We start from the raw sequence: 12462 nt of genomic DNA, 5'->3' as shown, positions 1-12462 counted from the left end.
GGGTCCGTTCGTCAACTTGTCTCATTATACACAAATGTTCGACATCCCTCTATGCAAAAATAAAGAGCTCCTCCATGAAACGGAGAAGCTCCTAAGTTACATCGTTCTGTTACTGTGAAACACTAACCGATTTCCGACTAGTCACGACTTCTGGTTCAACTTCCTCAGCCTGACCTACACGTTTAATGAAGAAGGATAGCACCAAGCCCACAATCGCAATTCCAATAATTACGAGATAAGAATCATTAATCCCCTGAATGGATGCCTCTTTAATCATTTCTTTCGTAGCAGTCGCCGTTTTACCTGCCGTCATTAACTCGATGACATGTGATTTGGTTCTAGTCGTCATAACCGTAATCAATAGTGCGGTACCCACACCACCAGCTACTTGCTTGATAGTATTGGATATCGCAGTACCATGTGCATTCAGCCTAGCAGGCAATTGATTGAGCCCCGCTGTCGTGATTGGCATTAAGAAGAGTGCCATACCAAAACGTCGTCCTGTGGACATGAGAACTAGGTACGTATAACTTGTAGAATCCGTCAAATTGATGAATCCAAGTGTCGTTATGATCGTAATAACCATACCAATAATGGACAACCATTTCGCTCCGAATTTATCGAACAACTTACCAGCTACTGGCATCATCAAGCCCATCAGCAATGCGCCAGGGAGCATAAGAATACCAGACTCCAACGCGGTATAGCCGCGAGCATTTTGCAAATACAACGGAAGCAGCATCATATCTGCATACATAACCATTGTTACAGCGATGTTGATTAAAGTGGTCAAAGTAAACATGTTATGCTTGAACGCTCTTAGATCTAGAAGTGGGTCTTTAATGACTAGTTGGCGCCATGTAAACAAAATTAATGCAACTACACCGACAACAATCGATAGGATGACCTCCATACTGGACCAGCCTTTGCCGCCCGCACTACTAAAGCCGTATAGAAGGAAACCGAATCCGATGGTTGAAAGAATGGCACCCCATGTATCAATTTTGGGATACTGACGTTCAGACACATTTTTCAGATAGATAAAAGCAACAGCAATGACGATAACAACAATAGGGATGATACCGTAGAAAAGCGTACGCCACGAATAATGTTCCAAAATATAACCTGCAAGAGCAGGACCTACTGCAGGGGCAAAAATGATGGCCAAACCGACCATGCCCATAGCTCCTCCACGCTTATCTGCCGGGAAGATTGTCAAAATAACATTCATAAGCAGCGGCATGATAATACCTGCCCCAGCTGCTTGAATTAGACGACCCGTCAACAATACCTCAAAGCCTGGCGCCACAGCTGATACAATGGTACCAATGAGGAAAATAATCATGGACGCTTGGAACAACTCCCGCGTCGTAAAGCGCTGCATGAGGAACGCTGTTATCGGAATCAAAACACCGTTAACTAACATGTAACCCGTAGTCAGCCATTGTCCTGTTGAAGCGGCAATATTGAATTCGACCATGAGTGGCGGTAAGGCAACGCTCATAATCGTTTGATTCAGCACGGCAATGAACGCCCCCAGAATCATAACAAAGAGAAGGGGACCTTTCTTAATAGAACTTGGATCAAACGCTGCAATTTTACTCATCGTATTATTCCTTTCACATTCGACTTCTAACTAATTGACATTGTGTTGTATAATTAACTCGATGTAAATAGTATTATAGTCATTGAACCTCATGTTCACAAGCAACAGCTTTTTTAGATATGTATATTAGTTAACAGTTTCTATGGATTTGTAGTCTATCTATTAGATAATCCACAGTTCCCGAAGAAATTGTCGTATATAACATTTGTGGAGAGGAAGAACTGACTCATGTCTACCAACATACAACGGATAGACCCGCGAGTACTTCGTACACGCCAATTAATTCGAGATGCTTTCATTGAATTGCTTCAGGAATTCGAACTAGAGAAAATAACGGTCAATCGCATCGCGAAGCGAGCCACCATTAATCGCGTCACCTTTTATCTGCATTATCGCGATATCCCAGATATGATGGACAGATTGGCAGAGGATATGATTAATGATATCGATGCTATCCTTAAGCAAGCGCCGGATCCTCCGGGTTTTAACATGCAGATTGTTGTCAAAATGCTGGAGCATATCGCAGACAATTCGCGATTTTATAAAACGCTGCTCGCTTCCAAGCGGTTTCCCGTTTTTACAGAAAGACTTATGAAGCTGATTGCTGAATTTATCACCAGTCGCATCGACAAGCTGGAGGCAGCCACCAAGCTGACCGTTAAGCGCGATATCGCGATCTGGTATGGCTCCTCGGCCATCATAGGCACGATTGTCTTCTGGCTTCGCAATGATTTGCCCTACACGCCAGAGTTCCTGTCTTCACAGCTTGCGGAGCTCCTGCATCTGACCAAACCAGAATAATCCCCCGATCATACGGGCATCTTATTTGTTATCTAAGGTAGGAAAAAAATAAAGGAGCGAACCAAAAATCAGTTCGCTCCCCTACATGAACCTTATTATTTTTTCATCGTTTTATAAGCATCGCTTATCTCTTTGTCGTAATCTTTTCCTCCAGCTCTTTCCCAAGCAGCTAGCATCTCCGCATACGTCTTCTCGAAGTCCGTAGAAATAATGACTTTAGAAACCCCTTCATACAGGCTCTTCTCGATGGCTGCAACGGTCTTCTGAGCTACAGGGCGAGGTGAGTCGATAACTGTGTTCGGTTTGCCGAATTTTTTGAAAATATCATAATAAAGAACGAATGAATTAGCATACTCTTCACGCTGCTTTTGATCTGGAAGTGAGAGGGCTACTGATTTCAGCAGTTGTTCTTTGTTTAAGGCAGGTCCCCCTTGTTGAACAATAGCAAGGTCTCCCGCAAGTGATACCCACGTGGTTTTCTTGTTCAGTTCGGGATCAATCTGGACTTTAACACCACCGTCATCCTTCCAGTTAACTCCCTCAATACCACTTTGTACGGTCGCAAGATTCTTCGGTTCAACCATCCAGTTCAGATACTTCATAACTGCATCCGGGTTCTTACTGGATTTCGGAACAGCCACAAGCATAGAGAAGTCGGATACCTTGTTCATCACTTGAGTGCCATCTGGACGTTTGAATGGCTCTACAGGTACCCAAGTTGCTGTTGGAACCGACTTACGTGTAGCCACATTCAGGTTCCAAGGGGTGTCGTTGGAGTCCACGAAGCCGGCAGCACCACTGTTAACCTGTTGCGTAAATTGCTGTGAGCTCACATCGGTAACGAACTCCTTGGAGATTAGCCCCTCTTTGTACACTTTGTTCATCCATTGGTAATAGGCTTTTCCTTCCGGTGTAGCAACGGAGGAGGTGAAGACACCATTCTTATAGTTGCCATCTGGCGCATAGAACTGATTACTTGGACCATCCATATTGACGCCGAAGCCAAACATTGGACCATAATAGAAGGCTTTCATAGATTGGTTGATCGCAGGGAGCGCCCACGGAATCACTTTGTCTTTACCTACTTTGCCCGGGTCTTTTTCTTTAAAGGCCTTTAGCACTTGATAAAGTTCTTCGTTCGTAGTCGGAATCTTCATCCCTAGCGCATCAAGCCAGTCTTGACGAATCTTCATGTTTGGACCGGAATAGGTGTTTGCTTTCAAAGCAGGAATCGCATACCGCTTACCTTTGTACATGCCTACTTGGTCAAGCGCGACTTTGTTATTCTTAATCAAGTCCGGATATTTGGCAAGATAGCTGTCCAACTCCCATAATCCGCCTTGTTCCGCGTATTTGAAAATCGTATCCATGGAATAGGTTAGAATAACGTCAGGTGCTTCGCCGGATGCCATCCATACGTTCAATTTCTCCGATTCCTGGGCTCTAGGCAGGGAAACGAATTCCACGTCGAGGCCAACCTTCTTCGTCTCATCAATGACATATTTAATAATGGAGTTATTACCCAGGTTCTGCCCCTCTGGCGCATTAGCACGATCCCATAAGGTGACACGGATCTTGGCTGGTTTTTCAGGTTCCTTGCTTGGTGTTGCTGCGTTACTGCCACTAGGTGAAGTTGTTGCTGTGCTTGCTCCTCCATCCTTATCGGAACAGGCAACCAAGAAACCCGAAAGCATGAGCATAGCCGTCATACTTCCTAATACCCCTTTTTTAAACACCTTTACCATACTGCTTCCTCCCTAGTTTTCATTTTCAGGCCTACTCGTTGAACTGGGATTTGACCCACATCTTGTTGGGAATATATCTACTTAAGCGCTTGCATTGTAAATATAGGCGCAATCAATATGCGATTCTATTCGATAATTTTGACATTTTGTTAGTTTTTTTGTTATCAACTTTATTCTTTATCCTTTAACCGAACCGAGGAACGAGCCCTTCACAAAATACTTTTGCAGGAAAGGGTATACGATGAGAATCGGAACTGTAGCGAAGACAATCGTAGCTCCTTTCAGAGACTCCTCAATGACGTTGAGATTATCCAAGGATTGCATCGTTTCCAGTGAAGTATCCATCTGGGCCAGCAGCAATATGTTCCTCAGTTTCACTTGTAACGTATAGAGCGCCGAATCGTCGATGTACAAGACGGCAGCAAAATAGGAGTTCCAGTGACCAACCGCATAAAACAGAGAGATCGTTGCTAATACGGCACCAGATAGAGGAAGCACCACCTGTGCTAAGTATCGCAAATTGCCACAGCCGTCCATGACGGCCGCCTCCCGCAACTCTTCAGGGAGATCCTGAAAAAATGTTTTCATAATAATAACATTAAAAGCGCTAATCAAACCTGGAAGCATTAACGCCCATAAGCTATTCAACAACCCGAGCGACTTGATCAACAAGTAGCTGGGAATCATCCCACCGCTGAAAACCATGGTCACAATCATGAAATTCATAAAATATTTGCGTCCCTTCAAGTCCTTTCTTGAAAGGGGATAAGCCGTTGTAATTGAAAATAGCATATTAAGTGCAGTACCGGCTACCGTGATATAAATCGTTACCCCTAACGACCTGATGATATTGGAATCGGTAACGACCGATTTCATCGCATCAAGCTGAAATTCCACTGGCCAAAGCACAACTTGGCCCGTCTGTATAGCATGGCTGCTGCTAAAGGCATTAGCTATCGTATTAATGAAGGGAAATATGCATATGAAGGTGAACAGGATTAGCAAGGAATAGTTAACGATGTTAAAGCTAACGTCCCATCCCGAATACTTGCTGAATAAGCTGCGTCTATTTCCATATTTCCGTGCAGTAGCCGCCATATCTCTACCCCCTACTCGTTTGAATTTTACCAAAGTCCTTCCTTACCGAGACGCTTGGCGAAATAATTCGCACCAAGCACAAGAATAAGATTAATAATGGATTGCGACATCCCGATAGCCGTTGTAATCCCGAATTGACCCTGTTTAATCCCCGAGGAGTACACATATGTGCTAATGACCTCCGAAATATTCGTAACAACCGGATTCTGTAGGGCAAAAGGATGCTCGAAACCGATAGATACCATATGACCGATGTTGAGAATCAACAAGATAATAACCGTCGGCATGATGCCCGGCAGCGTAATATGTACGATTTTCTTCCATCTGCCTGCACCATCCATGACAGCCGCTTCGTACAAAGAAGGATCAATCATCGTCATCGCCGCAAGATAAATGATCGTTCCCCATCCCGCTCCAGCCCATACGCTGGACAACGTGTAGGTGATGACCCACCAGGTCTCATCGATCATGAAATAGATCTCTTCCATCCCAAAGAATCTCAACATACTATTGATGATCCCATATTTCGGGGAAAGCAGATTATAAATAATCCCGCCCATGATGACCCAGGACATAAAGTGAGGCAAATACAAAAGCGATTGCGATATTTTCTTAAAATATTTCGCTCTGATCTCGTTCAACATTAGCGCTAGAATAATCGGTGCCGGGAATCCCACTATGAGACCTAGCACGTTAAGTAGCAGCGTATTGCGGACGATCCGATAGAAATCTTGGATCTGTAGCATCTCCTTGAAATGATGCAGCCCTACCCAATCCGAATCGAGGATCCCTTTGAAGATGTTATAATCTTTAAAAGCAACGACAAGCCCTAACATAGGAACATAACAAAATACAAAGAAAAAGATAATGCCTGGGACAAGCAGTAAGTACAAATCGTAATTTTTGAACAACTCTTTTGTAAAAGCACTTCTTCGTTTACTGTCCGTCTGTGCAATTACATGGTGTTTCTGAGATTGTACTTCCATACCCTTGCTCCTTCCTTCACATACTAACCCCGTAACTTAGTCGAAAGCGTTTCCTCCGCTATTAAAAATGTACTGCACACCCTATTCTTCTAGGTATGTTGCAAGTGTACTTCCTTGCGAAAACGATTGACATGCTAGAAATTTTACTTTTTATTAGTTTTCTTTACTTTATCTTTACAGTCCTTGCTATTGTTAATCGATCCATAATTCGTACATACCCTGTAAGCACATTTCGGCATGTTTCATCATATCGTCAATAAAGACGAACTCATCTGCTTGATGAACATGGGTGTCAACGCCACCAGGCAGCCCCGCACCGAATGCGACACCGTTGTTCCGCAATTTACGAGCATAGGTGCCAGCCCCCATACGCAGCAGAACGGCTTCGTCCCCAGTCATTTTCTTGTACGCACGGCTTAACCGGACAATGACAGGATGGCTCTCTGGCACATATACCGGAAGTAGATGTCGTGTCAGTTCAGTATGGATGCCACTCGTGCCCGCTAGGCCAGCAACTGTACTTAATATCCCAGCGCCGTCATGGCTGACTGGATACCGAATATTACTTAGTGATTCCGCTCGATGGAGATCACAGGAAATGGTGCGTAAAAATACGATCAACGCGCCTGACTCACTATCGCTGCAAGCAATACCAAGCGACTGTCCGCTTTTCTCCGCGCCAATCTTTTCATTAAGGAAATGTAAGAAGGGATCCCAATTGGTAGTCAGTCCTTGCCCACTCAGGAAAGCAACCATATTCACGATGGCATTTCGTGAGCCTGTTGGACAGTCGGCCAGAAACTCGCTTCCTGCTGTTAGCACTAGCCTACCCTCATTGTCGTATGCGAACGACATATTGATCTGAAGGTTGACCGCAGCGTGAAAGTTTGCCACCTGATTGTCGGTAAGTTGTGCGAGAGAAAGCAAAGCTGAACAGGTCTCTGGAATCAGGGTAAGCATGTTCCCACCTTTCAGAGACAAGATCGTGAGCTGCGGTTTCGTGGAAGCAGATTCTTGTTCACTCGAGAACACCACGTTCATACTACCCATTTCCACATTGAAAATGGGGTATCCCGCATCAGGCGCAAATGCCATAACTGGAAGCTGTTCCCTCTCGAAATAGTAGTCGAGATCTTTCATGCCGCTCTCCTCATTCGTACCGAAGATCAAGCGAAGACGGCGACTGCCGGTAATGCCCAGATCCATTAGCGTTTTTAGCGCGTACAGAGCGACTACAGATGGTCCTTTGTTATCAGACGCACCTCTCCCAATAATCTTGCCATTCTCGATGAGGCCGCCAAACGGTGGGAACGTCCATCCCTCCCCTTCTTCTACGGTATCCAAATGTACGAGCACTGCAGCGATTTCCTCGCCTTGTCCGTATTCGGCATGACCCGCATACCCGTCCACGTTGGTCACTTCGAATCCTAACGATTCAGCTAGTTGGAGCATGTATTGCAGAGCACGATCGACACCAGCACCAAACGGTTTTCCCGGCTCCGGCGTAGCCATGATGCTTCTTATTTGTACAAGTTCGGAAATACCAGCCGTAATCGCATCCCGATATTTGTGAATTTCTTTCCCAATGATCATCGATATACCTCCCACTTTCCCCTATTCGCTTCTAACCAATAGTCAGTCGACATGATGAAGGCTCTCCACCAACATCAGCAGCGTCATGGACTGCCCGTAGGGCATCGGGCATAGCGGGATGTCGCGATAAAACTGTAACGTACGCCCCATGCGTGTTCCGTAAGATACGCCGTGAACAGCTCCTTTGGCGTCAACCTTATTCATGACCGCTTGCAGTGCCTTCAACCCGACTTCTTTGTAGACTTCACTGACATAACCTTTGCGAACAGCCTTCAATATGCCGTACGCAAAGCCTGCTGTTGCAGAGGTCTCCTCATAGGATGTCGGATCGTTCAGCAATGTCGTCCACATCCCGCTCGGTCTTTGCAGTTCCGTTAGTTTCTGAATCTGACGTTCTAGGGAAGAAAGCAGGAACACTTCCACACCGAGCGGTAGCTTAACAATATCAAGGTAGTCGACCAACCCTGCCGTGTACCAAGCATTACCGCGACCCCAGAGCGCTTCCGCGAAATTATGCCCCTCCTTGAAACTCCAGCCATGGAAAAATAGTCCCGTTTTCTTATCCGTTAGATACTTAAGATGGACGAGGAACTGACGGATACTTTCTTGGACATAGTGATCTTTGGTCAACAAAATGCCCATCCTGCCCATGAATAGCACCGTCATATAGAGCGTATCGTCCCACAACTCACCTTCGTTCGCATTGTCAATCGTCTCATGCGTGATCCCAAATTCCGGTGTACGGGGCATCTCATCAGCCGCATAGCTAACCCACTCTTCACATATCCGTAGATACTCTGGATTGCGCGTTTCTTCATACAAGTAGCTCAGCGTAAGCAGGGGACACATCGTATTGACGTTCTTCGGTGGAAGTCCTTCGCGAATCCGACTGTCAAACCAATCGGTTAGATACGTGAACACATCCTGATTCTGGGTTTCCTTGTAATACAAATAGAGGGAGAACAAGCCGACTCCCTGGGACCAATCCCATTTATCCATTGTAATGATGCTGATTGGTGTGTCTTCCTGAATTGTTGCCTCTAGATTTTTCATCCCACTAATGACTTTATGAAGCATGATCTCTATCTCTTGCCGCTGTATTTGCGTTATAGTCACGGTAAGCACCTCCCAATACGCACTATGAAGTGCTTGTAACCCTACTGTAACGCACACGCCCAGCAGTTTACATACGAGAATCTTACCCTTTTATTAGATTTCTTTACCTCTGTTCTTATATTCTTTCGGCGATTGGCCTTCAAGCCGTTTGAACACCTGATAAAAATAGGCATACTCCTTATACCCTACCATTTCGCCTACTTCATTCACCTTATTTTTAGGATCCATGAGCAGGCGCTTGGCGGTCTCTATCCGAGACTTTGATACCAAATCCACGAAATTTATTCCAGTTTCTGTACGCAGCAACCTGCTTAGATAACTCGAGCTCAGACCAAAATGTTCAGCGGTTGACGTCAAGTTAATGGGGTCGCCGATATGGCTGTTGATGTAATCAATCACCTTTTTTACAACAAGGCTGTACACCTTTTCCCCGCCTTCAAGCTTCTTTTTAACCGTCCCAATAAACGTCGTGAGGTAGGTAGACGCTTCCTTCATACTCGTGAGCCGATATACATCCTCAAGAATTTGGTCGACACTTTTCCCAAGACCGAACTCATCACCTGTTACACGGAAATAATAGCGGGCAACCGCAAGACAAACTTCGGAAAGCAAGCCCTTCACCACAAGAATATTCCCTTCACTGTAGGCGGTAATTTGTTTTAGAAAACGCTCCAAATACGCCATCACATCTTCACTCGATTTGTCCTCCAACATTTGATTGAACTGCTCTAAATCCTGAATAATTGAGAATTTCCCCAGTTCCTTCTCTTGCTCGCTATGTTCCGGAAATAACACACTTTCCTCCATTCGGAAAAAGCTAGAATCCATAATCGAAGAAGCTTCCCGAAAAGCATTCGGCAGCTCATGAAGTGATTTATACACGGAACTGACTGCAAGATGGCAGGAGACTTGCTCCTTCCTTTTAGCCACATCAATAAACTCATTGCAGAAGTTCTGCAGCTTCATTCTGTACTCCCGGTGCGACAATACCTTGGGAAACAGACATACAAATAAGAGATCGCTATTACGCAAAGACTCAATTACATAGAAATCACGCTTGGCAGCTAAACTATGCGCTTGTTCGGTAAGGCGGAGTTGCATCTGTTGCTTAAGCTTGCCCCCGTTCGCTACACCAGTCTGCCCCGGTTCATCTACTATACGGACAATCTGCACAGCATATCGGCTATATTGAATCTCCAGCTTCTTCACTTGTTCCTGCCTATCCTCTGTACCTGTAATTAAATCACCGATTAGCTTACTTCTAAGCGAGGGCATAGAATCGCTATGTTGTTTCTCCAACTCGACGTAAGCAGACGCCATCTTAACCGTATTCTCATTCTCCTTGCGCTTAGAATCAATCTCTGCTACAGCGCTCCTGATCACTTGGCTTAGCTCTTCGTAATTAATGGGTTTGACGATAAAATCGAATACACCCAGTCGAACAGCCCTCTTCGCATATTCAAAATCTTGGTAACCTGTAATTAGAATAGTTTTGGCCAAAGGATAATTCCTACTCATCTCTTCAGCTAAATCTAGCCCGCTTAATCCAGGCATTTTGATGTCCGTCACGAGAATGTCTGGCTGAAGCTCCTGAATTAACCGTTTACCCTCTATGCCATCCTCCGCTTGACCGACTACGGTACAATGTAACGTATCCCAGGCGATCATTTGCACAATCGCTTGCCGAATCAGCGGTTTATCATCAATAACGACGACTTTATATGTCATTTGGAGCTCTCCTCCGTTAGGATGGGAAGACGAATCCGAATCGTTGTCCCCTGATCCATTTCACTCGTAATACTTAAGCCGTACTCTTCTCCAAATAAAATTTGAATCCGCTTATGCACACTAATAATCCCGACGTTCGTATGCTTATCCTTCTGTTTCAGCTTGGAGTGCTCTGGTGGGTTGAGCAAATGTTCCTTCGTTTCTTCATCAATACCTACGCCATTATCTGACACTTCGAGATAGAGAACGTCTTCGTTGATCCAGCTGCCAATACTGACAATTCCTTTACCTACTTTCTCTTCAATGCCATGTTTAATCGAGTTTTCTACGAGTGGCTGCAGAATAAATTTAGGAACCCTATAGGCCATCAAGCTCGTGTCAAAATAATAATTAACCTCAATTCGATTGCCATAGATAATCTGATGTATAGATAAATAACTCCTAATATAGTCCACTTCTTCCTGCAGGTAGATGATGTCCCCCTTTTTACTGATACTCTCTCTGAGCAGCTTGCCAAGAAGGTAGATCATTTCACTGACTTGTTCGTCACCACGCATCTTGGCTAAGCTATGTATGGACTCCAGGGTATTGTAGAGAAAATGGGGGTCAATCTGCGCTTGCAGCGCTTTATATTCGAACTGCAGCGTGCGATACTCCGCTTTTTGCTTAAGCAGTTTCTCCTCATAGACCGTGTGGATTAACTCGCTGATCTTCTTCGCCATTGAATTAAATTTCTCCGCGAGCAGCCCTACCTCGTCTCTACTTCTGGGCACAATCACTTTATGCGTAAAGTCTACGGAGAAGTGAGTCATACTCTGGAGCAGCAATCGAACATTCCCTGTGATGTTTCTAGAAATGACCACTGCTAGAAAGAACGCCAGGGACAGTGAAATTAGAATGGTGCTCAATGTCCAAAATTTGATAACTTCCGTGCCACGTGTTAATTCGTTAACAGCGATGACTTGGACAATCATCCACTTGTCATAAGGTGTTGAAATTATAGTAGAAATGTACGTTTGCCCTTCAAATTGAAAACCCTCATTGAGACCAGGCTTCTGATCGTACATCTTGTTTTCGATAAAATAGCGAGTCGGCTCGGAAACAAGCCTATCGTACATTAGCGGCTGGAGGACTTCGTTTAGGATGACGATGTTTCCCTTCGTAAGTTCGTCCACATTCGTGTAGATGCTGCCGATCAGATTAATGTCCACACCGACAATAATGATACCCGCATAACGACTAGACGTAACATCGTATACAGCCTTCTCCATGAAAATAACGTTGCTAGTACCCGGAACCCAGGAAGTACGACCACGCTTATCTTTAATCATCTCTACGTCGAGATTCTTCAATTGCTTATTGTAGTTTTGGGTCGCACTGCGTTCGAACCCGAATGGGTTACCCGCCGTATCAATGACCATGACCGATAAGTATTCATCTTTGGAAAATACTAGATCTTTCATAAACTCACTAATGACCTTATTTTTCATATACAAATCGGATTCACTTGCGTCTTCAGAAATGCCCAGCGTCGTATTGAGCGCGGAATTGCGGAATTGTTGAAATACATGCTCCTCGATGTCCTTGGTCCTCTTCTCGAGATTTATACCAATTTGCTCAATTAAATATTGAGAAAAAACGGATGTATTCTGCTTGATGACGCTTACAGATACATAGTAATTAACGATACTAATCATTAGCACAGTCAATAAGATCATGACTGTAAAGGACAACAGAAACTTTGTACGCAATTTCAAATTTAAAAATTTGGAAATCACCTTAGACAAAC

At 44.6% G+C, this 12462-nt stretch carries 9 protein-coding genes; 1 reads left to right on the top strand and 8 read right to left on the bottom strand.

From position 1 onward, the window contains the following. Positions 1–109: 109 nt before the first annotated feature. The gene (locus tag AC58QT_RS26975; protein ID WP_497411712.1) at positions 110–1606 is read right to left on the bottom strand and encodes a DHA2 family efflux MFS transporter permease subunit; all 1497 of its coding nucleotides are present in this window, start codon (positions 1604–1606) and stop codon (positions 110–112) included. Between the two features lie 228 nt (positions 1607–1834). On the opposite strand from AC58QT_RS26975, the gene AC58QT_RS26970 reads away from it, so the two are divergent. Further along, positions 1835–2407 carry a TetR/AcrR family transcriptional regulator gene (locus AC58QT_RS26970; RefSeq protein WP_497411711.1) on the top strand — a complete coding sequence of 191 codons (573 nt, stop codon included), beginning with the start codon at positions 1835–1837 and terminating at the stop codon, positions 2405–2407. Between the two features lie 95 nt (positions 2408–2502). On the opposite strand, the gene AC58QT_RS26965 is transcribed toward AC58QT_RS26970, so the two are convergent. From AC58QT_RS26965 to AC58QT_RS26935, 7 genes are all read right to left on the bottom strand, one after another. Then, positions 2503–4152: an extracellular solute-binding protein gene (locus AC58QT_RS26965; RefSeq protein WP_497411710.1), complete on the bottom strand. Its 1650-nt coding sequence runs from the start codon at positions 4150–4152 to the stop codon at positions 2503–2505. Between the two features lie 177 nt (positions 4153–4329). Next, positions 4330–5250: a carbohydrate ABC transporter permease gene (locus AC58QT_RS26960; protein WP_497411709.1), complete on the bottom strand. Its 921-nt coding sequence runs from the start codon at positions 5248–5250 to the stop codon at positions 4330–4332. A gap of 26 nt (positions 5251–5276) precedes the next feature. Beyond that, positions 5277–6236 (bottom strand): ABC transporter permease, encoded by a 960-nt coding sequence (locus AC58QT_RS26955; protein ID WP_497411708.1) that lies wholly within the window; start codon positions 6234–6236, stop codon positions 5277–5279. Positions 6237–6428: 192 nt separating this feature from the next. Continuing rightward, the gene (locus tag AC58QT_RS26950) at positions 6429–7829 is read right to left on the bottom strand and encodes a Sapep family Mn(2+)-dependent dipeptidase (protein WP_497411707.1); all 1401 of its coding nucleotides are present in this window, start codon (positions 7827–7829) and stop codon (positions 6429–6431) included. A 42-nt stretch (positions 7830–7871) separates the two neighbouring features. Then, positions 7872–8945, bottom strand: coding sequence for a beta-galactosidase BglB (gene bglB, locus AC58QT_RS26945; RefSeq protein ID WP_497411706.1), 1074 nt, complete (start codon positions 8943–8945; stop codon positions 7872–7874). A 93-nt stretch (positions 8946–9038) separates the two neighbouring features. After that, positions 9039–10673 (bottom strand): response regulator transcription factor, encoded by a 1635-nt coding sequence (locus tag AC58QT_RS26940; protein ID WP_497411705.1) that lies wholly within the window; start codon positions 10671–10673, stop codon positions 9039–9041. After that, positions 10670–12451 carry a sensor histidine kinase gene (locus AC58QT_RS26935; protein WP_497411766.1) on the bottom strand — a complete coding sequence of 594 codons (1782 nt, stop codon included), beginning with the start codon at positions 12449–12451 and terminating at the stop codon, positions 10670–10672. Before AC58QT_RS26935 ends, AC58QT_RS26940 begins: the two co-directional genes overlap by 4 nt. Between the last annotated feature and the right edge of the window lie 11 nt (positions 12452–12462).

Source organism: Paenibacillus sp. J31R109, from assembly GCF_059692055.1.
The sequence above is the reverse complement of the archived record's forward strand: the minus strand, read 5'-3'. Positions and strand labels throughout refer to the sequence as shown.